21 protein-coding genes and 4 tRNA genes are annotated in these 21,724 nt (G+C 71.5%); 9 read left to right on the top strand and 16 right to left on the bottom strand.

All coding sequences use genetic code 11. From position 1 onward, the window contains the following. Positions 1-24: 24 nt before the first annotated feature. Positions 25-801 (bottom strand): SDR family oxidoreductase, encoded by a 777-nt coding sequence (locus U5C87_RS12005; RefSeq protein WP_330472816.1) that lies wholly within the window; start codon positions 799-801, stop codon positions 25-27. After that, a complete protein-coding gene (locus U5C87_RS12000) occupies positions 801-1,946 on the bottom strand; it encodes an acyl-CoA dehydrogenase family protein (protein ID WP_330472815.1) in 1,146 nt (381 codons plus the stop codon). Before U5C87_RS12000 ends, U5C87_RS12005 begins: the two co-directional genes overlap by 1 nt. A 98-nt stretch (positions 1,947-2,044) precedes the next feature. Between U5C87_RS12000 and U5C87_RS11995 the strand changes: the two genes are divergently transcribed. Both U5C87_RS11995 and U5C87_RS11990 read left to right on the top strand, forming a co-directional pair. Beyond that, positions 2,045-2,671, top strand: coding sequence for a TetR/AcrR family transcriptional regulator (locus tag U5C87_RS11995; RefSeq protein ID WP_330472814.1), 627 nt, complete (start codon positions 2,045-2,047; stop codon positions 2,669-2,671). Between the two features lie 5 nt (positions 2,672-2,676). Further along, a complete protein-coding gene (locus U5C87_RS11990; protein WP_330472813.1) occupies positions 2,677-3,240 on the top strand; it encodes a 2'-5' RNA ligase family protein in 564 nt (187 codons plus the stop codon). Between the two features lie 4 nt (positions 3,241-3,244). On the opposite strand, the gene yczE is transcribed toward U5C87_RS11990, so the two are convergent. After that, positions 3,245-3,955, bottom strand: coding sequence for a membrane protein YczE (gene yczE, locus U5C87_RS11985; RefSeq protein ID WP_330472812.1), 711 nt, complete (start codon positions 3,953-3,955; stop codon positions 3,245-3,247). Between the two features lie 62 nt (positions 3,956-4,017). Between yczE and yczR the strand changes: the two genes are divergently transcribed. Then, complete coding sequence (gene yczR, locus U5C87_RS11980) at positions 4,018-5,463, top strand: MocR-like transcription factor YczR (protein ID WP_330472811.1); 1,446 nt, start codon at positions 4,018-4,020, stop codon at positions 5,461-5,463. 171 nt (positions 5,464-5,634) lie between these two features. After that, the gene (locus U5C87_RS11975) at positions 5,635-6,678 is read left to right on the top strand and encodes a magnesium transporter CorA family protein (RefSeq protein WP_330472810.1); all 1,044 of its coding nucleotides are present in this window, start codon (positions 5,635-5,637) and stop codon (positions 6,676-6,678) included. Positions 6,679-6,788: 110 nt separating this feature from the next. Here U5C87_RS11975 and ettA read toward each other — a convergent pair whose 3' ends face one another. The 6 genes from ettA to U5C87_RS11945 all read right to left on the bottom strand — a co-directional run bounded on the left by ettA (position 6,789) and on the right by U5C87_RS11945 (position 14,438). Beyond that, complete coding sequence (gene ettA / locus U5C87_RS11970) at positions 6,789-8,471, bottom strand: energy-dependent translational throttle protein EttA (protein WP_330472809.1); 1,683 nt, start codon at positions 8,469-8,471, stop codon at positions 6,789-6,791. A 69-nt stretch (positions 8,472-8,540) separates the two neighbouring features. After that, positions 8,541-9,149, bottom strand: coding sequence for a single-stranded DNA-binding protein (locus U5C87_RS11965; protein ID WP_330472808.1), 609 nt, complete (start codon positions 9,147-9,149; stop codon positions 8,541-8,543). A gap of 201 nt (positions 9,150-9,350) precedes the next feature. Continuing rightward, complete coding sequence (locus tag U5C87_RS11960) at positions 9,351-11,087, bottom strand: GTPase (protein WP_330472807.1); 1,737 nt, start codon at positions 11,085-11,087, stop codon at positions 9,351-9,353. Next, positions 11,084-12,793 (bottom strand): ABC transporter, encoded by a 1,710-nt coding sequence (locus tag U5C87_RS11955; RefSeq protein ID WP_330472806.1) that lies wholly within the window; start codon positions 12,791-12,793, stop codon positions 11,084-11,086. Before U5C87_RS11955 ends, U5C87_RS11960 begins: the two co-directional genes overlap by 4 nt. Before the next feature lie 326 nt (positions 12,794-13,119). Then, a tRNA-Arg gene (locus U5C87_RS11950) sits at positions 13,120-13,192 on the bottom strand. A 55-nt stretch (positions 13,193-13,247) separates the two neighbouring features. After that, the gene (locus tag U5C87_RS11945) at positions 13,248-14,438 is read right to left on the bottom strand and encodes a PrsW family intramembrane metalloprotease (protein ID WP_330472805.1); all 1,191 of its coding nucleotides are present in this window, start codon (positions 14,436-14,438) and stop codon (positions 13,248-13,250) included. Between the two features lie 170 nt (positions 14,439-14,608). Here U5C87_RS11945 and orn point away from each other — a divergent pair, with 170 nt between their 5' ends. The 3 genes from orn to U5C87_RS11930 all read left to right on the top strand — a co-directional run bounded on the left by orn (position 14,609) and on the right by U5C87_RS11930 (position 15,859). Then, entirely contained in the window at positions 14,609-15,175 is a 567-nt protein-coding gene (orn, locus tag U5C87_RS11940) for an oligoribonuclease (protein ID WP_229675067.1), read from the top strand. 146 nt (positions 15,176-15,321) lie between these two features. Continuing rightward, positions 15,322-15,397 (top strand) — tRNA-His (locus U5C87_RS11935). A gap of 389 nt (positions 15,398-15,786) precedes the next feature. Continuing rightward, positions 15,787-15,859, top strand: a tRNA-Lys gene (locus U5C87_RS11930). 149 nt (positions 15,860-16,008) lie between these two features. On the opposite strand, the gene U5C87_RS11925 is transcribed toward U5C87_RS11930, so the two are convergent. From U5C87_RS11925 to U5C87_RS11915, 3 genes are all read right to left on the bottom strand, one after another. Next, positions 16,009-16,260 carry a DUF3618 domain-containing protein gene (locus tag U5C87_RS11925; RefSeq protein WP_030202814.1) on the bottom strand — a complete coding sequence of 84 codons (252 nt, stop codon included), beginning with the start codon at positions 16,258-16,260 and terminating at the stop codon, positions 16,009-16,011. A 30-nt stretch (positions 16,261-16,290) separates the two neighbouring features. Then, on the bottom strand, positions 16,291-16,764 hold the full coding sequence (gene bcp / locus U5C87_RS11920; protein ID WP_330472804.1) for a thioredoxin-dependent thiol peroxidase: 474 nt from the start codon (positions 16,762-16,764) through the stop codon (positions 16,291-16,293). A gap of 108 nt (positions 16,765-16,872) precedes the next feature. Continuing rightward, positions 16,873-16,953, bottom strand: a tRNA-Leu gene (locus U5C87_RS11915). Between the two features lie 99 nt (positions 16,954-17,052). Here U5C87_RS11915 and U5C87_RS11910 point away from each other — a divergent pair. Together U5C87_RS11910 and U5C87_RS11905 are read left to right on the top strand one after the other, a co-directional pair. After that, positions 17,053-17,301 (top strand): hypothetical protein, encoded by a 249-nt coding sequence (locus tag U5C87_RS11910; protein WP_330472803.1) that lies wholly within the window; start codon positions 17,053-17,055, stop codon positions 17,299-17,301. Further along, complete coding sequence (locus U5C87_RS11905; RefSeq protein WP_330472802.1) at positions 17,298-17,705, top strand: RidA family protein; 408 nt, start codon at positions 17,298-17,300, stop codon at positions 17,703-17,705. Before U5C87_RS11910 ends, U5C87_RS11905 begins: the two co-directional genes overlap by 4 nt. Here the strand turns inward: U5C87_RS11905 and U5C87_RS11900 are convergent. The 4 genes from U5C87_RS11900 to U5C87_RS11885 all read right to left on the bottom strand — a co-directional run bounded on the left by U5C87_RS11900 (position 17,692) and on the right by U5C87_RS11885 (position 21,622). Next, positions 17,692-19,257, bottom strand: a complete 1,566-nt coding sequence (locus U5C87_RS11900) for a molybdopterin-dependent oxidoreductase (RefSeq protein ID WP_330472801.1) — start codon at positions 19,255-19,257, stop codon at positions 17,692-17,694. The genes U5C87_RS11905 and U5C87_RS11900 overlap by 14 nt on opposite strands. Continuing rightward, positions 19,254-19,874, bottom strand: coding sequence for an RdgB/HAM1 family non-canonical purine NTP pyrophosphatase (rdgB, locus tag U5C87_RS11895; protein WP_330472800.1), 621 nt, complete (start codon positions 19,872-19,874; stop codon positions 19,254-19,256). The genes U5C87_RS11900 and rdgB overlap by 4 nt, the downstream gene beginning before the upstream one ends. After that, positions 19,871-20,611, bottom strand: coding sequence for a ribonuclease PH (gene rph, locus U5C87_RS11890; RefSeq protein ID WP_052359017.1), 741 nt, complete (start codon positions 20,609-20,611; stop codon positions 19,871-19,873). The genes rdgB and rph overlap by 4 nt, the downstream gene beginning before the upstream one ends. A 141-nt stretch (positions 20,612-20,752) precedes the next feature. Beyond that, entirely contained in the window at positions 20,753-21,622 is an 870-nt protein-coding gene (locus tag U5C87_RS11885; protein WP_330472799.1) for an aldo/keto reductase, read from the bottom strand. Between the last annotated feature and the right edge of the window lie 102 nt (positions 21,623-21,724).

The following is a 21,724-nucleotide window of genomic DNA, read 5'->3' as shown; positions in this document are numbered from 1 at the left end:
TCCCCGGCCCGGCTACGGACGGTCCTAGAGGGAGCCGCCCAGCGTCACGCCGCCGTCGACGGTGAGGGTCTGACCGGTGACCCACGACGCGTCGCTGCTCAGCAGGAAGCTGACGGCGCCGGCGACGTCCTCGGGCAGACCGAGACGCTTCATCGGGTAGGCACGCACGACCTTCTCCTCGCGCCCCTCGTAGAGCGCCTCGGCGAACTTCGTCTTGACGACGGCCGGCGCGACGGCGTTGACGCGCACGTCCGGACCGAGCTCGTAGCCCAGCTCGGTCGTCAGGTGGATGAGCGCCGCCTTGGACACGCCGTACCAGCCGATGACGCCGCTCGCGCCCTGACCCGCGACCGAGGCGAGGTTGACGACCGAGCCCGGGTGGGTCTCGTCGCCGAGCCCCGCGGCCACGGCCTTCTTGATCCACGAGAAGGCGGCGACGACGTTGACGTCGAGCACCTTGCGCGCGATGTCGAGGTCCGAGTCGAGCATCGGCCCGTAGACCGGGTTGATGCCGGTGTTGTTGACGAGCAGGTGGAGGCCGCCGAAGGTCTCACGCGCCTTGGCGATGACCTCGTCCTGGTGCGCCTCGTCGGCGGCGTTGCCGGCCACCCCGAGGGCGTTCGCCGCCCCGCCGAGCTCCTCGACGGCGGCGGCAAGGGCCTCCGGCTTGCGCGCCGTGATGACGACCTTGGCGCCCTCGTCGACGAGACGGTGGGCGATGCCGAGGCCGATCCCCCGACTGGCACCGGTGATGATCGCGACGGCGCCCTCGTGGCGTCCGCCGCTCGCGGGAGCCGCCATCAGAAGCCGAGGTCCCGGCCGATGAGCTCCTTCATGATCTCGTTGGACCCGGCCCAGATCTTCGTGACGCGGGCGTCGCGCCAGGCGCGGGCCACGCGGTACTCGTTCATGAAGCCGTAGCCGCCGTGCAGCTGCACACAGTGGTCCAGCACATCGTTCTGCACCTCCGAGCTCCACCACTTCGCCTTGGCGGCGTCGACCGCCGAGAGCTTGCCCTCGGCGTGGGCCGCGATGCAGTCGTCGACGTAGGCCTCGGCGACCTCGATCTTGGTGACGAGCTCGGCCATGAGGAACTTGTTGTGCTGGAACGCGCCGATCGGCTGGCCGAAGGCCTTGCGGTCCTTGGCGTACTGGATCGTCTCCTCGAGGATCGCCTTGGCGTGCGCGACGTTGGAGACCGCGGCCCCGACGCGCTCCTGCGGCAGGCGCTGCATCATCGAGATGAAGCCCATGCCCTCGGGCCCGAGGCGGTTCTCGTCGGGGACCCGAACGTTCTCGAAGAAGAGCTCGGCGGTGTCGGACTCGTCCATGCCGACCTTGTCGAGCTTGCGGCCGTTCTGGAAGCCCTCCATGCCGCGCTCGACCATGAGCAGGGTGATGCCCTTGGCGCCCTTGGACGGGTCGGTCCGGGCCGCGACGATGACGAGGTCGGCCTGGTAGCCGTTGGTGATGAAGGTCTTGGAGCCGTTGAGGATCCAGGCGGCGCCGTCACGCACGGCGGTCGTCTTGAGCGCGGCGAGGTCGGAGCCGCCGGACGGCTCGGTCATCGCGATGGCGCAGATCAGCTCACCGCTCGCCATGCCCGGCAGCCAGCGCTGCTTCTGCTCCTCGGTGCCGAGGTCGACGATGTAGGGCGGGCACACGTCGGAGTGGATGCCGAAGCACGAGCTCGTCGCGGCATTGAAGCGCGACATCTCCTCGGCGACGACGGCGTTGAAGCGGTAGTCGTCGACGCCGGCGCCACCGAACTCCTCGGGGATGTCGAGGCCGAAGAAGCCCTGCTTGCCGGCCTCGAGCCAGATGTCGCGCGGGATCGACTTGCCCTCGATCATCTCCTCGGCGCGGGGTGCGAGGGTGCGCGCGACGAACTCGCGCGCAGAGGCGCGCATCGCCTCGTGGTCCTCGTCGTAGATGTTGCGGGGCATGGCGTCCTCCATCGGGCGTGCTCACGGGTGCGACGCGCCGGTACCCATCGGTAACTAAGCGCTTGCTTAGTTTCCCTCCCCTGCGGCATGCTGTCAACGTGCCGCAGCCCACCACCACCCCGCCGTCCGCCGGAGCCCGGACGTCCGACCCGGATGCGTCGACGGTCGAGCGGCTCCTGCAGGCAGCGGCGCACGCGTTCGCCGACAAGGGCTTCCACGCCACGACGACGCGCGACATCGCCTCGGGCGCAGGCCTGTCCCCCGCGGGCGTCTACGTGCACTTCGGCTCCAAGGAGGAGCTGCTCTTCGCCCTGAGCCGCAGCGGGCACGAGTCGGCCCTGCGGCTGATGCGCTCGGCCATCGCGGACGGCGCGACGCCGCGCCAGCAGCTCGTCGCCGTCATGGCCCGCTTCACCGAGTGGCACGTCGAGCAGTACCAGGTGGCCCGAGTCGTGCAGTACGAGCACCACCACCTGACCCCCGAGCACCACGCCGAGGTCCTGGCCCTGCGCAAGGAGATGGACTCGCTCGTCCGGGACGTGCTCGACCGTGGCGTCGCCGACGGCACGTTCTCCGTCGACGACAGCGCCGACACCGCTCTCGCCCTGCTCTCGATCGTCGTCGACGTGGCCCGGTGGTACTCCCCGACGATCCGCCGGACGCCCACCGAGATCGGCGCGACCAACGCCACCCTCGCGCTGCGACTCGTGGGCGCCGGACACTGACCACGATGCCGGCCATGCTCCCGGCGACCCCCTCGAGCGGGAAGGGTCACTCGGTCCTCCAGGTGCCGGTGCCCGAGCTCGAGCCGTTCGTGCTGGACCGCACGCGGCACTACGACACCGACTACGTGTCGGCCGACCCGGGCTTCGTCCACGCCCACGTCACGGCGCTCGCACCGTTCCTCGACGCGCCACTCCTCACCTCGCGAGTCCTCGCTCGGGTTGCCGAGATCGCCTGTGCCACAGCGCCCTTCGACTTCACCCTCGATCAGGTCGACACGTTCCCCAACGGCATCGTGCACCTCCTTCCGGAGCCGGCGACGCCGTTCGCGACCCTGACCGCCACTCTGTGGGACGCCTTCCCGCAGTGCCCGCCGTATGCCGGCCGCTTCGGTGACGTCGTCCCGCACCTGACGCTCGACGCCCTGTGTGACGACGTGACGCAGGAGTCGACCCGCTCCCTCGTCGCCCCGCACCTGCCCGCCCGGTGCCGCGCCGAGCGGGTCGACCTGGCGTGGTACGAGCCCGGCGCCTGCCGGATCCTGCACTCGTGGCCCCTCGGCGGCGCCTGACCGCTCAGGCGCCACCCAGCGCCGAGGTCGGCGCCACCGGGGCTGGCTCGACGTCACGCACGGACGCCGACCGGCGCGGGTCGAGGTCGACGGTCAGCCGCGGGAGGAAGAACTGCACGAGCGGTCCGATCGACACGGCATACAGCACCGTGCCGAGGCCGACGGGGCCACCGAGCAGCCAGCCGACCGACAGCACGACCACCTCGATCGTCGTGCGCACCAGGCGGATCGACAGGCCCGTCCGGCGCGCGAACCCCGTCATGAGGCCGTCGCGTGGGCCGGGGCCGAGCTGGCTGCCGATGTAGAGCCCACCCGCGACGCCGTTGAGGACGATGCCCGAGCCGAGCATCAGCACCCGTGCCCACAGCGCGTCCGGAGCCGCGATGAGCGCGAGGCCGGCGTCGGCGGCGAGGCCGATGACGACGACGTTGGCGACCGTGCCGAGTCCGGGCCACTGGCGCAACGGCACCCAGAGCAGCAGGACGAGGGCACCGACGATGATCGTCACCTGGCCGAACGACAACGGCACGTGGGTCGCGATGCCGGCGTGGAAGACGTCCCACGGGTCGAGCCCGAGCGTCGAGCGGATCATCATCGCCATCGAGACGCCGTAGAGCGTCAGCCCGACGAGGAGCTGGGTGATCCGTCGGGGCAGCAGCCCGGCCCGGAGCTGCTGGCGGGGGCTGAGGTTCGCGAGGTGAACGTGGCGTCGCATGGTGTCCAGCATGGCGGCTTAGTGGACTGCCTTTTAAGGGCCAATCGTGGGACAGTGGACCGATGCGCACCGTCTCGGCCCGCTCACTGGCCCTGCTCCTCGGGTCCGGCCCGCTCCCCCGCCCGGCCTACCGCGGGCTCGCCGACGGCATCCGCCGCCTCGTCTCCGACGGGCGGCTGCTCGTCGGCACGCGGCTGCCGAGCGAGCGGTCCCTCACGACCGAGCTGGGCCTCAGCCGCACGACGGTGGGCGCGGCGCTCGACGCCCTCCGCGACGAGGGCTTCGTCGCGACCCGCCGCGGCTCCGGCAGCGTCGTGTGCCTGCCCACGGGGCCGTCCGGGCTCGCCCTCTCCCAGGCCGGGCTCATCCCCACCGACGTGCCACCCGACGTCATCGACCTGACGTATGCCGCCCTCCCGGCCGCCGCCGGGGTCACCGCAGCCTACGAGAGGGCGCTCGCCGAGCTGCCGCGCCACCTCGCGACCGCCGGCTACGACCCGCGCGGTCTCCCGGGGACCCGCGCCGCCGTGGCCGCCTGGTTCGAGGGTCGGGGGCTGTCCACGTCGCCCGAGCAGGTCGTCGTCACGTCGGGCGCACACGGTGGCCTGTCGGCAGTTCTGCGAGCCCAGCTGGACGTCGGTGACCGGGTCCTCGTCGAGAGCCCCACCTACCCGAATGCCATTGTGGGAGTGCGGCGCTCGTCCTACCGCGCGGTGCCCGCCCAGCTCACGGCCACGGGTTGGGACGTCGAGGCGATCGAGGTGGCGCTGCGACAGAGCGGCGCCAGGGCGGCATACCTCATCCCCGACCACCAGAACCCGACCGGGCTCGTCATGGACACCCCGACACGCGAACGCCTCGCCGACGTGCTCCGCCGCGCCCACGCCGTGCCCGTGGTCGACGAGACGTTCGTGGAGCTCGGGCTCGACGACGCGTCGGGCACGACGCGGCCGGCGCCCTTCGCGGCCTCGTCCCGGCAGGCCCACACCCTCGGCAGCGCCGGCAAGACGTGGTGGGGTGGCCTGCGCGTCGGCTGGGTGCGGGCGCCCGAGGGCAGCACAGAGTCCGTCATCGAGGCGCGCCACAGCCTCGACCTCGGCACGGCGATCCTCGAGCAGCTCGTCGTCACCGACCTGCTCCAGCAGGGCGAGGCGCTGCTGCACGAGCGGCGCCACGAGGCGCGAGCGAGGCGCGACGCGCTCGTCACGGCGCTACGAGCCCACGTGCCCGACTGGCGCTTCGTCGTCCCGTCCGGCGGGCTCAACCTCTGGTGCGAGCTGCCCGAGGCCCGCGGCGACGAGCTCGCCCGGGTGGCCGAGTCCGCCGGCGTCCGGCTCGCCCGGGGCGGCCAGTTCGGTGTCGAGGGCGGCTTCGCCCGGTGGGTTCGCGTGCCGTTCTGCGTCGCGCCCGACGAGGCCGACGAGGTCGGGCGCCGGCTCGCGACAGCCTGGCAGCTCGCGCTCGGCGAACGCCCCACGACGCGCGACGTCACCCCCCTCATCGCCTGACCGAGACCCCCACCCCACCTCTCCCTCGCAACCCCCGTCGAGTGGCCCCGCCGTCCCACCCACCCCACCGTCGAGTGGGCGCCTCGTCCCACGCGCCACACGCACAACACGACATGTGACGGGTGTGACGGGAGGGCCACTCGAGGAGGCGTGGGCTGCGAGACTGGGGGCGTGAGCAGCGACGGAGCCGGACGCATCACCTCCTGCCGATGGGAGCACGGCAAGGTCGTCGACGAGGGTTTCGGCCTCGACGAGGTGTCCGAGCTGCTCGAGCGGGACGGGTCCCTCATCTGGGTCGACCTCTGCGAGCCCGACCACGCCGGCCTGCGCGCCCTCGCCGACGAGCTCGGCCTCGACCCGCACGCCGTGGAGGATGCGGTGTCCGCCGGCGAGCGCCCCAAGGCCACGCGGCACGCCAACCACACCTTCCTCACCGTCTACGCGACCCGCCTCGTGCCGCCCGACGCCCCGTCGGTGAGTGCCGCGGATCCTGAAGCGTCGGGTCGCGAGTCCCGCCTGCGCACGAGCCGGATCTCAGCGTTCGTCCTGCCCCGGGGCGTCATCACCGTCCGCGGGGACGACGACGTCGACATGGGACAGGTGCTCGAGCGGTGGAACGACGACCCCGAGCTGCTCCAGCTCGGTGTGGGGGCGCTCGTGCACGGGCTGCTCGACACCGTCGTCGACGGACACTTCGACTCCATCCAGCAGCTCGACGACGCCATCGAGGGGCTCGAGGACCTGCTCTTCGACGAGCGCGGGCAGGTCCACGCCGTCCAGGTGCGCACCTACCGCCTGCGCAAGGAGCTCGTCGAGCTTCGCCGCGTCGTGCTGCCGATGCGCGACGTCGTCAACGCCGTGCTGCGGCACCGCGGCGAGCTCGACCAGCGGCACACCGCGCTCGACGGCTTCTACGACGACCTCTACGACCACGTCCTGCGCGCCGCGGAGTGGACCGAGTCGCTGCGTGACATGGTCACGACGATCTTCGAGACGAACCTGTCGCTGCAGGACGCGCGCCTCAACACCGTGATGAAGAAGCTCACCGGGTGGGCCGCCATCATCGCGGTGCCGACCGCCGTGACAGGGTGGTTCGGTCAGAACGTGCCCTATCCCGGGTTCGGCAGGCCGTGGGGCGTGCTCTTCAGCGCGGCCGTCATCGCCGCGGTGGCGGTCACCCTCTACGGCGTCTTCCGGCGCAAGGGCTGGATCTGACGGCTGGACCCGACGGCTGGATCTGACGCAGGAGGGCCGGGGTGCCATGCACCCCGGCCCTCCTGCTCGTGCCGTGTCGCCCCGACCGTCGGCCGGTGGGGACGGGTCCGTCAGTCGCGCGTCAGCTTGCGGTAGGTGACGCGGTGCGGCCGCGCGGCCTCGGGGCCGAGGCGCTCGACCTTGTTGGCCTCGTAGGACTCGAAGTTGCCCTCGAACCAGTACCAGCTCGCGGGGTTCTCCTCGGTGCCCTCGTAGGCGAGGATGTGCGTCGCGACGCGGTCGAGGAACCACCGGTCGTGGGTGATGACGACGGCGCAGCCGGAGAACTCGAGCAGCGCGTTCTCGAGCGAGCCGAGGGTCTCGACGTCGAGGTCGTTGGTGGGCTCGTCGAGGAGCAGCAGGTTGCCGCCCTGCTTGAGGGTCAGCGCGAGGTTCAGACGGTTGCGCTCACCACCGGAGAGGACGCCGGAGAGCTTCTGCTGGTCGGGGCCCTTGAAGCCGAACTGCGACACGTAGGCGCGCGACGGGATCTCGACGTTGCCGACCTTCATGTGGTCGAGGCCGTCGGAGACGATCTCCCAGAGGTTCTTCTTCGGGTCCAGGCCCTCGCGGCCCTGGTCGACGTAGGAGATCTTGACGGTCTCGCCGATCTTGACCTCGCCGCCGTCGGGCTGCTCGAAGCCCACGATGGTCTTGAAGAGCGTCGACTTGCCGACACCGTTGGGGCCGATGACGCCGACGATGCCGTTGCGCGGCAGCGAGAACGAGAGGTCGTCGATGAGGACGCGGTCGCCGAAGCCCTTCTTGAGGTTCTTGACCTCGATGACCGTCGAGCCCAGACGCGGGCCCGGCGGGATCTGCAGCTCCTCGAAGTCGAGCTTGCGCGTGCGCTCGGCCTCGGCCGCCATCTCCTCGTAGCGGGCCAGACGCGCCTTGCTCTTGACCTGACGGCCCTTGGCGTTGCTGCGGACCCACTCGAGCTCGGTCTTGAGACGCTTGGCCAGCTTGGCGTCCTTCTTGCCCTGGATCGTCAGGCGCTCGGCCTTCTTCTCGAGGTAGGTCGAGTAGTTGCCCTCGTAGGGGTAGAGCCGGCCACGGTCGACCTCGGCGATCCACTGCGCGACGTTGTCGAGGAAGTAGCGGTCGTGGGTGACCGCGATGACGGCGCCGGGGTAGGTCTCGAGGTGCTGCTCGAGCCAGAGCACCGACTCGGCGTCGAGGTGGTTGGTGGGCTCGTCGAGCAGCAGCAGGTCCGGCTTCTGCAGGAGCAGCTTGCACAGGGCCACGCGGCGGCGCTCACCACCGGAGAGGTTGGTCACCGGGGAGTCCGGCGGCGGGCAGCGCAGGGCGTCCATCGCCTGCTCGAGCTGGCTGTCGAGGTCCCACGCGTCGGCGTGGTCGATGTCCTCCTGCAGCTTGCCCATCTCGGCGAGCAGCGCGTCGTAGTCGGCGTCGGGGTCGGCCATCTCGGCCGAGATCTCGTTGTAGCGGTCGAGCTTCGCCTTGATCTCGCCGGCGCCCTCCTCGACGTTGCCGAGGACGGTCTTGTCCTCGTTGAGCGGCGGCTCCTGGAGCAGGATGCCGACCGTAGCGCCCGGAGCCAGACGAGCCTCGCCGTTGCTCGGCTGATCGAGCCCGGCCATGATCTTGAGGATCGTCGACTTGCCGGCGCCGTTCGGGCCGACCATGCCGATCTTCGCGCCGGGGTAGAAGGACATCGAGACGTCATCGAGGATGACCTTCTCGTTGTGTGCCTTGCGCGCACGGGTCATGGTGTAGATGTACTCGGCCATGCGCAGAAGGCTATCTGTCGGCGAGCGCGGCACCGAATCGGTGTCCGCACCCGTCGACCACCACCGCCGTCAGGCCGAAACCCGCTCGACCACCTCGTAGTCGTCGGTCTCGGGGTCGCCGGTCGCGAGCGCCGAGTCGCCGCCGTCGTGCGCCGCCGGGAGGACGTCGGACTCGGGGTCGTAGTCGTCGTCGACGACGCCGTCCGCGTCGACGTGGGCCGGGCGCAGACCGCTGGACGCCGACTCACCCTCGGCCATGGCGCGGATCGTCGCCTGGACGTCGGGGTCGGCCGTCCGGTCGTGGCCGAGGGCAGCTGCACGGCTGACCCGCTCGAAGCTGGCCCGGCCCCAGGAGAGGTCGTGACCGATGCGCGCGGCATCGATCTGGGGCGACTTGCCGGGCGTCCCGTCGTTGCCGACGTACGTCTTGATGGCCAAGGTGCCCTCGATGAGGACGGGCTGCCCCTTGCGCAGGGCCGAGGCGGCGTTGGCGGCGAGCGCGTTGAACGCGATGACGTCGTAGAAGCTCGTGTCACCGTCGACGAAACGGCCGTCGGCCGTGCGGCGGTAGGGCGTCGTGGCGACGCGGAAGGTCGTGTAGGGGCTGCCGTTCCTGGCCTGTCGCTCGACGGGCTCGCTCACGACGTTGCCGTGGAGGGTGATGCGGATCTCGTTCATCGGTGCTCCTCAGGGAGGTTCCAGAGGCGGCCTCGCGCCGCCTGGACCCACCTTCGAACCCAGCCGTCGCTCCCGACAGGCCCCGACCCCAGCCTGTGGACACCGCCACGTCACGCCGCGGGGATGTGGACGAAGCGCCTGGGGCGGCGCGCCGCCTGTCGTCAGCCGGCAGTAGCCAGCGTCGGCCCACGTCAGCCGCTGTCAGCCGGCAGCGGCCTCGAGGTGCTCGCGGGTCTCACGGTGGCGCAGGAGCACCTCGTCGACCGGGATGAGGACATGCTCGTCGGCGACCGTGGCCACCGACTCGGTGAGCCGCTTGCCGACGACGGTCCTGCGGTGCCGGGCTCCGATGCGTGCCCACCACCGGGACAGCACGCCGAGCCCGATGCCGATGAGGACGCCGACGACGAGCATGACCAGGGGCAACGGCAGGATGCCGACCGACGGGGTCTCCGGACGCGGGAGCTGCAGGAGCGCGAAACCCCACAGGACGGCATACCAGACGAGCCCGGCGAGGGCCACGAGCCCGAGCACCCACTGCAGGATGTTGACGACGAACCACCAGACCGGTCGGCGTGCCCGCAGGGACGTGCCGATGACAGCGCGGTCGAGCGAGTCGGTGAGGGCGCCGTCACCACGGTCGACGGCGTCCTCGGCGGCCTGGGCCCATCGCACCGGCAGACCCTCGGACGCCTCGCGCACGAAGCTGCGGGTCGCGAGGTCGACGGCCGACACGGTCGAGACCGTCGGCGCCGGGATGGAGGACCTACCGAGCACGGCGCGCACGTCGGCTCCGTCGATCTCGACGTGGATGGGCGGTCGGCCGCCGGTGCGGTCGAGGCGCAGACGTCGGAGCGGGTCGGCGGCGAAGCCCTTGGTCCACCGGGCGAAGAGCCAACCGGTGTGCGCGAACGCCTCGCGGCGGTAGTCGCGCGCGACCGCGTCGAGCACGATCGGCACGCCCGCTGCGCGGGCCAGCGAGGCGTCGAGCTCGTCGCGCGGCACCCGGCCCACGTCGGCCTCGGAGTCGGCGACGCCGGGGCGCAGTCGCAACGACGCACCGACGATGTCCGCCTTGAGGCGCTGACGCGAAGCGGCATGTCCCGCAACGGCATTGGCCAGACGCTGCTTGAGCTCGGGGATGCCCTGACCGGTCACGGTCGACGTCGCGAGCACCTTGGCGTCGGTCACGCCGTCGGCGACGAGGAGCTTGCCGAGGTCCTGGGTCAGGGTCTTGACGGCGTCGGGTGCCAGCCGGTCCGACTGGTTGAGCACCGCGAGGGTGACGGCGTCGTGCTGCGAGAGCAGGCTGACGAACTCGTCGTGCAGCCGCGCGTCGGCGTACTTCTGGGGGTCGGTCACCCAGACGAAGACGTCGACGAGCTCAAGCACCCGCTCGGCCTCGCGCCGGTGCTCCAGCTCACGGGAGTCGAAGTCGGGCAGGTCGAGCAGCACCAGACCGTCGAGCGAGCCCACGACCTGACCTGCCGCAGCTGCCCCGGCCGATGAGGCAGGCGCCGCCTTGCCGCCGCCCCCGCTCTTCGGGGCAGCACCGGGCAGCTCGACGACGTGACGGGCAGCCACCCCGAGCCAGTCGAGCAGCTCGGACGGGTCGGAGTCGCCCCACAGGCCGGCGGTCGGCCGCGACGTCGTCGGCCGGCGTGCGCCGATCGTCGCGACGTCGGCCCCGACGAGCGCGTTGAAGAGCGAGGACTTGCCGCTGCCGGTCGCGCCGGCGAGCGCCACGACCGTGTGGTCGCCGGCGATCCCGGACCGCTCGACCGCCTTGTCGACGACGCGCCGCGCGACCGCGACGCCCGACGGGTCGAGCTCGTCGGCGCCGGAGACGAGCGCCATGGACAGCTCCGTGGTGCGGCTGCCGAGCTCTGCGGCCGAGACCGGGGTGACGGTGGCGCGCCCCATCCTGATGGGGCTCATCGCGCGTCCCTCACCGCAGCGGCGGCCGTGGTCAGGCGCTCGGTCTGGTCGGTGTCGACCTGCAACGTCGTGACAGCTCCTTGGTAGCGGGCGAGCTCGGCGGCATACAGCTCGTCGACGCGGTCGGTCAGCTGCTCGCGCGCCTTGCGGGCGAGCTCGCGCACGGCCTGGTCGCCGAAGACCGCCTCGAGCAGCTTCTGGCCGACGACGGCGGTGCCGCCGGCGATGCCGACCTCGGCACCGGTGATGCCGGCGGTGCTCGCGAACGTCACGAGCATGAGGACGACGCCGAGACCGTTGACGCCGTAGGCCATGATCCGGGCCGTCGTGCGGCGGTCGCGACCCTCGTCGCGGACCATCTGCAGGATGTCGCCCTGCCAGTCGCGCACGAGGCGCTGGATGCGCCGGTCGACGTCGGCGCCGGAGCGCGCGAGCGACGGGTCGGCCGTCAGCAGCTGGTCGCCACCGGGGAGCGTGCGCCAGGCCCGCGCGATCGAGCTCGCGGCGAGCTCCGCGTGGTTGACGACGAGCGACTCGACGCCGGACTGGAGGGCCTCGCCGAGGTGGTCGGCGCGGGCCGGCTCGCCCCGGAGGAAGGAGGTGAAACGGTCACGGACCCGCGAGACGGTGGACTCGACCTGGCGGAAGAACTCGCCCGTGCCGACGAACTCCTGCCAGCGCGCGAGCACCTCGCCGCGCAGCAGCGTGCCGTCGAGCATGCCCTCGTGCACCTGCTCCTTGGCCTGGGCGTAGGCGGCCGCGGCGGTGTCGACGAGTGCCTGCCCTGCGGCGGTCTGCTCCTTGGAGGCATCGACCAGCGACTCGGTGCGGGCGTCGAGGGAGACGAGCGCACCCTGCAGCGTCTGGCGCACGACGTCGGCGCGCGCCTGTGCGTCACCGGCGAGCGCCGCGAGCCACCCGCGCAGCCGCTGGGTCTGCTCGGCGGGCAGGAGTCCGTCCTCGAGCTCGGACTCGACGACGGTGAAGATCGGCGCCTGGTCGAGACCCTGCTCGCGCAGCATCGAGGCGAAGTGCGTGCGGATCTCGTCGACGGCGGCCGGGGGCACGCGGTCGAGGACGACGGCGACGGCCGTACCGCGCTCGGACGCGTCGCGCAGCAGCTCCCACGGCACCGCGTCCGCGTAGCGGGCGGCCGTCGTCACGAAGACCCAGAGGTCCGCAGCGGCGAGCAGCTGCGCGGCGAGGTCGCGGTTCGCCTCGACGACGCTGTCGATGTCCGGTGCGTCGAGCAGGGCCAGACCGGCTGCCACCTCGTCTGTGGAGACGAGGCGCACGGCGCCCGGGCCGTCGGACGAGGAGTGCCGTCCGGTGATGCGGGCGAGCCCCGGCAGGATGCGCGGCCCGGAGAACCAGGCGGCGTCCGACGGGTGGTGGATGAGGACCGGCGAGCGCGTGGTCGGGCGCAGGACACCGGGCAGCGTCACCTCGCGCCCCACGACGGAGTTGACGAGCGTGGACTTGCCCGCGCCGGTGGACCCGCCGACGACGGCGAGCAGCGGCGCGTCCAGCGACGTCAGCCGCGGGATGACGTAGTCGTCGAGCTGCGCGAGCAGCCGGGCTCGAGCCGTCCGAGCCGACGGAGCGGCGGCCAGGTCGAGCGGCAGGGTCGTCTCGGCGACGGCAGACCGAAGTGCCTGCACGCCCGCGAGGAGCCGGGCGTTGCCCACCCCTGAATCACCTGTCACGCCCGTATCCTTCCGTGTCGCGCTGGCACAACCAAACCGAAAGGCGGCGCGCCCCCACGACGTACCCCGAGTCGTGACCTGACGGTCCCCCGCGCAGGGTGCACCCGCGCACCCAAGGCGGGTGACGGCATACCGGATCGGTCGTCGAACGACCTTGCGCCACGGGGGTTTCCCGATGGCGTATGCCGTGTGGCGAGGTCCCGTGGACGAGTGGACGCCCCCGGCAGGACTCCGGCGCACGCTCCTCCGGATTCCTGCCGGGGCGCCTCGCTGACCGTCCCGGTCGGACGGTGCTTCCCAGCGTCCGACCGGGACGGTCCTGCAGGCGCCCCCGGCAGGAATCGAACCTGCGACCAAGAGATTAGAAGGCTCTTGCTCTATCCGCTGAGCTACAGGGGCCGTCGCCCGATCAGGGCGCCGTCCAATGATAGGCACCTCCGGCGGGTGGGGCCGATCAGGTCACGGGCGAGCCGATGAAGTCGCGGCGGTGGGCCGTGATCGACTCGAGCAGCACCATCTCCCGCTCCGACGCGCCGTCCTCCGCCGTCCCGTGGACGAGCCGGGAACGCAGCAGGGCAAGGTCGCTCGCGCTGTCCTGGAAGGCGTCCATCGACTGCTTCGCCACCCGGCCGCCGGTCTGCCGGGCCCAGGACCGCGCCGCCCGGCGCAGCCGGAGGTTGGAGAGCATCGCGACCTCGGCATGCGTCAGCCAGCCGGCGTCGGCATACGGCGAGAGGTAGCGCCCGATGAGTCGGCCCTCACGGCGCCGCAGCCAGAAGAGGAAGCCGATGAACGCGAGGAACAGCGGCACCTGGTAGGTCACGTAGGCGGCGAAGAAGCCGTCCATCCCGGCGAGGGCCGAGAGGTTCCAGAGGCCGTGGAGCAGCATCGCGCAGACCCAGCCGACGAGGATGGCGAGGACCCGCACCGCCGGGCGGCGGGCGGTCACGGCGATGCCGATGCCGATCCCGGTGAACGAGGTGAAGAGCGGGTGGCCGAAGGGACCCATCAGCCCCCGGACGAGGAAGGTCGAGGTGAGGCCCTCGCTGCCGTACTCGTTGTAGGCCTGCCCGAGGTAGAGGATGTTCTCGCTGAACGCGAAGCCGGCGCCGATGAGCCCGGCGTAGACAATGCCGTCGATGATCCCGTCGAACTCCCGGCGACGCAGCAGGTAGATCAGCAGGATGCCGAGGCCCTTCAGGGTCTCCTCGGTGACGGGCGCGAGGTAGACCGCGCCCGTCTCGAGCGGGTCGGTCCAGCGCGACTCGACGAGCAGCTTGAGCCCGAAGGTGTTGAGGAAGAAGGCACCGACCACGGCCACGAGCGCGCCCCAGAGGAACGCGAAGACGATGTAGCGCACCGGCTCGGCCTCGTAGCGGTCGAGCCAGAGGAAGGTCGGGACGATGACGAGCACCGGGATGATCGCCATGAGTGCCGACGTGACGAGCGTCTGCGTCGTCAGCCGCTCGCCGAGGATGCCGAGGAGGATGAGCAGGCAGACGAGGAAGACCGAGGCGGCGACGCCGATCGTCAGGGCGGTGCGCAGCAGCGGTCGCCGGGTCGGGTTGCGCACCGGACTCCATTGCTGCGCCTGACCGCCCGGGCTCGAGCCTGGACCCTGCGTCGTCACGTCCCCTGAAGTCATGACGGCAGGCTAGTGCAGCAGGGCGGCTGCGCACCCTGCCTGTGCGTGCCAGTGCGTGCCCGTGCGTGTGCGACTCGCGAGGGCGCCTCCCCCGCAGCCTCTATGGTGGACCGGTGAGCGACACCAACCACCGAGCCATCGCCGACCGGATCATCTGGATCGACTGCGAGATGACCGGCCTGTCCCTGAAGTCCGACGCCCTGGTGGAGGTGGCGGCCCTCGTCACCGACTTCGAGCTGAACCAGCTCGGCGACGGCATCGACGTCGTCGTCAAGCCGCCGGACGAGGCCCTCGAGCAGATGGACGACTTCGTCCGCGACATGCACACGAGCTCCGGCCTCATCACCGAGCTCGACTCCGGCGTGACCCTGCAGGAGGCCGAGCACATCGTCCTCGACTACATCCGCACGTTCGTCCCCGAGCCCCGCAAGGCCCCGCTAGGCGGCAACACCGTGGCGACCGACCGCGGGTTCCTCTCGCGCGACATGCCGGTGCTGGAGTCGTACCTGCACTACCGGATCATCGACGTCAGCTCGATCAAGGAGCTGTCACGCCGCTGGTACCCCCGCGTCTACTTCAACGCCCCGAAGAAGTCCGGCGGCCACCGCGCCCTGGCCGACATCCGCGAGTCGATCGCCGAGCTGCGCTACTACCGCGAGGCCGTCTTCGTGCCGCAGCCCGGGCCCGACAGCGCCACCGCCAAGGCGCTCGCCTCGCCCCACGTCATCGAGCACTGAGCTCGCCGACCGCGCCGGACGGCATACGACCACGCATGGCGTAGGCCGTCCGGCCGGGGTGGTCACGAGCACCTCACGAGAGCCTGTAGCATTGTCGACGCCGTGACACGGCGCCGAGCCCTCGGGCCCGGCTCGTGTTGTGCATGGTGGGTGTAGCTCAGCTGGTAGAGCACCTGGTTGTGGTCCAGGTGGCCGCGGGTTCAAGTCCCGTCACTCACCCCATGGTCCTGCCCCGCAGGACGCAGACTGTGGCCCGGTCCCCTCGAGGGGACCGGGCCACAGTCATGTGCGGCCCCGCTCATCCCGTGCTGTCGCTTCGACCCGTCGGGTCCGATGCCGCACAATGGGGCGCATGCTCATGGGGAACAAGAAGGCCCAGCGGATCACGGTCGGCGTCATCATCGGCGTCATGGTGGTGAGCCTCGCGCTGTCGCTCATCTCGTCGGCGTCGGCGACGCCCTAGGTCGGCGAATCCGCCCGCAGCACCGGGACGCTCGCGCTTCGCAGCCTCCCGTGGAGCTGCCCAGAGCCGGTCGAGGCCGGGCTCCCGACGGCTCCGCGGCGGCCGATTTTGTCCCGGCCCGGGACGGCTGCTAACGTTTCACCTCGTTGCGCCGCTAGCTCAATTGGCAGAGCAAGTGACTCTTAATCACTGGGTTCGGGGTTCGAGTCCCTGGCGGCGCACTTCAGAGAGGCCCTCGTTCGGAGAGATCCGGACGGGGGTCTCTCCTATTTCCCCCGGGGTGTCGTGCGCCCTACCTTCGCCGGGAACGACAGAACCCGGCCACGTCAGACGTGGCCGGGCCCTGGGGACGGTCGGGGGACGGTCGGGTTCAGCGGCGCCGGCGGAGCAGCCCGATGGCCACCACGACGACGACCGCCGCGGCGACGACGGCGCCGATACGCTCGACGCGCAGCTCGCCGTCCTCGGTGTGCGTGGCGGCGTCGAGCCGCAGCCGCAGGCCCTGGAGCTGGCGCTGCGCGATGACCTGGGGCTGGGCGCGGTACGCCAGCTCGTTGACGGTGCCCTCGAGGCGCGCGCGGGCGGCCTGGATGTCCTTCTCGATGCGTGCGGTGTCGCTCATCTGGCTTCCTTTCGGGGGACGGTTGCGACTCTAGTCGGCGATGCCGAGGTCGCGACGGAGCTTGGCCACGTGGCCGGTCGCCTTGACGTTGTAGAAGGCGTGGCTGACCTTGCCCTCCTCGTCGACGACGAAGGTCGAGCGGATGACGCCCTCGACGGTCTTGCCGTAGAGCTTCTTCTCACCCCAGGCGCCGTATGCCGTGTGGACCGCGAGGTCCTCGTCGCTCAGCAGCGGGATGGTGAGGTGGTCGCGCTCGCGGAACTTCGCGAGCTTGGCCGGCTTGTCCTTGGAGATCCCGACGACCTCGTAGCCGTCCTTCTTCAGCGAGTCGAGGGACTCGCTGAAGTCGCACGCCTGCTTCGTGCAGCCGGGGGTCATGGCGGCCGGATAGAAGTAGACGATGACCTTGCGGCCCGCGAAGTCCGCGAGGCTGACCGTCCGGCCGGCGTCGTCGGTCAGGGTGAAGGCCGGGGCCTGCTCGCCGGGCTCGAGTCTGGACGTCACGCGGGGCTCCTTCGTCGTGGTGTGCCGGGCTCGTACCCGTTCCGAGCGCCCGACGGGTGCGGGCGGCTGCGGATTGGTGCGGGGACGGACCGGCTGGGTGCTGCCGAGTGCGGACGGCGGGACTCGAACCCGCACACCTAGGGCACAGGAACCTAAATCCTGCGTGTCTACCAGTTCCACCACGTCCGCTCGCGGGGTGCGCGGCCCCCACTGTAGTTGGCTCCGCGCTGGTATCAGCCGCCGCGTCCGCACCTCCGTCCTTGAGAGACGCGGACGAGGAGGTGTGCCGTGGAGCGAATGACCAACAGGGCCGGCAACGGGGCCGGCAACGGGGCCGGAGAGGCGCTCGACACGACGACGTGCCCGGAGTGCGGCGCGGTCGCGGAGGTCACGGAGCGGGCCGTCCTCGAGAGCACGGACGGGCCGGTCGAGCACGCCCGCGTCGTCTGTCTGGCGCGGCACTGGTTCCTGCTGCCGACGGCCTCGCTGACGAGCGTGACCGCACCCTCGGAGGTTCCGGCTAGCCTGCGTTCATGAGGCAGAACGTCGGCACGGGCAGCCCGTGGGAGGGCGTCGTCGGCTACTCGCGGGCCGTGCGAGTCGGGGACACGGTCCACGTGGCCGGGACCACGGCCATCCGGGACGGACGCGTCGTCGCCCCCGGCGACGCCTACACCCAGGCGCGGGTCGCGCTCGAGATCGTCGTCGAGGCGCTCGCGGAGTGCGGGGCCTCCCCCGCCGACGTCGTGCGGACCCGGATGTACGTCACGGACATCCGTGACTGGGAGGCCGTGGGCCGAGCGCACGGGGAGGTCTTCGCCGACGTGCGGCCGGCCTCGACCATGGTTCAGGTCAGCGCCCTCATCGACCCCGACCTGCTCGTCGAGATCGAGGCCGAGGCCGTCGTCGGCTCGGGAGCAGACGGGGTCACTCCACCCTGACGTTGACGACGTGGATGCCGGTGGCGCCGTCCGGGGCCGGGGGCGCCTCGAGGGGCGATTGCACCTGGCCCTTGGCGTCGTAGGCGCGCACCCGGATGTCGTGGCTGCCGGGCGTCGCCTGCCACTCGTAGACCCACTGGCGCCACGTGTCGATGCTCGCGTCCGCGGCGAGCCGCGCCTCGGTCCACGGCTGCTGGTCGACCTGCACCTCGACCTTCGAGATGCCGGTGTGCTGGGCCCACGCGACGCCGGCGACGGCGACGGTGCCCGCCTTGACGACGGCACCCGCCTGCGGAACGTCGATGCGTGAGGCGGTCTTGATCGGCCCGGTCGCCGACCAGCCACGCGGCGTCCAGTAGGCCACGTCGGCGGCATACGTCGTCACCTTGAGCTCGGTGACCCACTTCGTCGCCGACACGTAGCCGTAGAGGCCGGGCACGACGACCCGGACGGGGAAGCCGTGCTCGAAGGGCAGCGGCTCGCCGTTCATCCGGATCGCGAGCAGCGCGTTGCGGTCGTCGGTGAGCGCGCCGAGCGGCGTCGACGCCGTGAAGCCGTCGATGCTCGTCTGCAGGACCATGTCGGCGCCCGCCTTGGGCCCGGCCATGGCGAGCAGCTCGCGCACCGGCCACCCGGTCCACACGGCATTGCCGACGAGGTCGCCGCCGACCTCGTTGGAGACGCAGGTCAGCGTGACGAGGGCCTCCTGCATCTGCTTGCCCTGCAAGGCCTTCCAGTCGATCTCGACCTCACGGTCGACCATGCCGGTGACCTTGAGCTTCCACTCGTTGGCATCGATGCGCGGGACGACGATCGCGGTGTCGATGCGATAGAAGTCGGCGTTCGGGACGATGTAGGGCGAGAGCCCCGGGACCTTGAGGTCGGCGCCCTCGGGAATGGCGAGCTTCGTGCCCTTGAGCGGAGTGCTCTTGAGCGCGTCGCGCGACACCGTGGCCGCCGCCGAGTCCCCTCCGAAGGCACTGCCCGCGTATGCCGCGACGGCACCGACCGCTCCCCCGATGAGCCAGCGTCGCCCGGGGTTCGCGGCGCCGGGAGCGCTCGACGAGGGCGCCGCTGCGCGGCTGAGGAACCAGAGGCCGACGGCCGTGCCGACGATCGTCGGCAGGACGTCGGCGGGGCTCGCACCCGGACGGGTCAGCACCGCGGCGGCGCCGACCACACCGACGACCGCGAACACCACGAGGCCCGCGACGAGGCGCCGACCGGCGAGGACGCCGATGGCCGCGCACGCGAGCGTGAGCACGACGACGGTCCCGACGAGCAGCGCACGCTTGTCGTTGGTGCCGAACGTCGCGATGGCGAAGTCCTTGAGCCACGGGGGCGTCCGGTCGATGAAGGCCCCGCTCACCGCGGCGATCGGCGCGGGCTGGCCGGTCGACGCACCGACCGCCGTGAGGAACGACGCGGCGAGGGTCGCGATCCCGACCGTGAGCAGCCCGGCCACCACCCCGTCGAGCGCACCCCACCACAACGGACGGGCCGGCGGTTCGGGGGCGGTCTCGGGACGGGTGGCCGGGCTGGTCGTGGTCATGGCCTCAGGTGCTCCTTCAGGTGTGGCGCGAGGGCGCGGAAGGCGAGTGCACGGTGCGAGACGTGGTTCTTCTCGTCGGGGGCGTACTCCGCCAGTGTGCGTTCGTTGCCGTCCGGCTGGTCGGATGGCACGAAGATCGGGTCGTAGCCGAAACCGCCCTCGCCGCGGGGCTCGCGGGCCACGGTGCCGGGGAAGCGACCGAGCTCGGCCGCGGACCGTCCGTCCGGGAGCACCAGTGCAGCGGCGCAGACGAAGGCCGCGGCGCGATGCTCGTCGCGCACGTCGCCGAGCTGGGCAAGGAGCAGCTCGAGGTTGCCGCGGTCACCGCAGCCACCGGACCACCGGGCGCTGAAGATGCCCGGGGCGCCGCCGAGCACGTCGACGGCCAGGCCGGAGTCGTCGGCCAGGGCGGGCAGGCCGGTGGCGTTGGCCGCCGACGCTGCCTTGAGGATCGCGTTCTGCTCGAACGTGACGCCGTCCTCGACGACGTCGGGTGCGTCGGGGAAGCCGTCGAGGCCGACGATGTCGAGCCCGAGGTCGGCGCTGACGTCGGCGAGGATCTCGCGGAGCTCCTCGACCTTGTGCGCGTTGCGGGTGGCGAGGACGACCGTGGTCACGGGGCGACTCCCTCGGCGAGCGCCTTCTGCTGGCGGTCGGTGAGGTCGGCGCAGCCCTTCGTCGCGAGGTCGAGCAGCTGTCCCAGCAGGTCGCGGTCGAACGGCTCCCCCTCGGCCGTTCCCTGGACCTCGATGAAGCGACCGTCGCCCGTCATGACGACGTTCATGTCGGTCTCGGCGGTCGAGTCCTCCGGATAGTCGAGGTCGAGGACGGCTTGCCCGCCGACGATGCCGACGGAGACGGCGGCGACCGACCCGGTCAGCGGCTGGGCCTTCTTGGCGATGAGGCCCTTCGAGCGGGCGTGCTCGATCGCGTCGGCCAGGGCCACGAAGGCCCCGGTGATGGCAGCGGTGCGGGTGCCGCCGTCGGCCTGGAGCACGTCGCAGTCGAGGACGATGGTGTTCTCACCGAGCGCCTTGGTGTCGATGACCGCTCGCAGGCTCCGGCCGATGAGTCGGCTGATCTCGTGGGTGCGGCCGCCGATGCGGCCCTTGACGCTCTCGCGGTCGGAGCGGGTGTTCGTGGCGCGGGGCAGCATGGCGTACTCGGCGGTGACCCAGCCGGTTCCCTTTCCCTTGAGCCAGCGGGGCACGCCCTCGGTGAAGGACGCCGCGCACAGCACGCGCGTGCGTCCGAACTCGATGAGGACGCTGCCCTCTGCGTGGTCGAGCCAGTTGCGGGTGATCCGCACCTCGCGCGTCTCGTCGATGGCACGGCCGTCATGTCGTTCAGTCATGCCCACGAGGCTAGCCATGACTCCACGCTAGGCCTGCATCGCCGTCGCGGGGACGGGCCCGGGCCGCTCGTTCGCGAACCGTAAGGACCCGTCCCCGCGGCGCCGGTGAGCGCCTCTTCCGACAGCAGGTCAGCCCGTCGGTCAGTCCAGGGTCTCGGCGGAGAGCCGATCCACCTCGTCCGCGGAGAGCTCGAGGTCGACGGCCTGCACCGAGTCCTCGATGCTCTCCGGTCGCGACGCACCGGGGATCGGCACGACGACCGGGGCGAGGGCGAGCTCCCAGGCGAGTGCGACCCGCTGCGGGCTCACGTCGTGGGCCTTGGCCACCTCGGCGAACGCGTCGTGACGGCTGCCGAGGTCACCGGCCTTGCTGATGCCGCCGAGTGGGCTCCACGGCAGGAACGCGATGCCGAGCTCGGCGCACAGGTCGAGCTCGGGACGGCTGCTGCGGAAGGCCGGTGAGAACTGGTTCTGCACCGACACGAGCCGGCCGCCGAGCACCTCCTGGGCCTCGCGGATCTGGGCGGGGTCCGCGTTGGAGATGCCGGCCATCTCGATGACGCCCTCGTCGAGCAGGTCGGCCAGGGCGCCGACCGACTCCGCGTAGGGCACGTCCGGGTCGGGACGGTGAAACTGGTAGAGACCGATGGCGTCGCCCCCGAGCCGCTGGAGCGAGGCCTTGGCCGCCTCCTTGAGGTGCTCGGGACGCCCGTCCTTCGTCCACGACCCGTCGCCGGGGCGGCGGTGACCGCCCTTGGTGGCCACGAGCACGTCGGACGCGCTGCCCGACCACGACGACAGCGCCTTGGCGATGAGCGACTCGTTGTGGCCCACCTCGCCGGCATCACGGTGGTACGCGTCGGCCGTGTCGATGAGAGTGACGCCGGCGTCGAGCGCGGCGTGGATGGTCCGGATCGACCGGTCCTCGTCGGGCCGGCCCTCGATGGACATCGGCATGCCCCCGAGCCCGATCGCGCTGACCTTCCTCGATCCGATGGTTCGCTGCTGCAACGGTGCCTCCTTGGTTCGGTCGGTGCTGGCCGGCGCCCTCCCGACGGGTGCCGGGCGCGCCGCACCGTCACGTTCCATACCCGGGTGCGCGAGGCCTCACCC

The sequence above is a fragment of the Terrabacter sp. C0L_2 genome, assembly GCF_036352015.1.
GTDB lineage: Bacteria > Actinomycetota > Actinomycetes > Actinomycetales > Dermatophilaceae > Terrabacter > Terrabacter tumescens.
The sequence above is the reverse complement of the archived record's forward strand: the minus strand, read 5'-3'. Positions and strand labels throughout refer to the sequence as shown.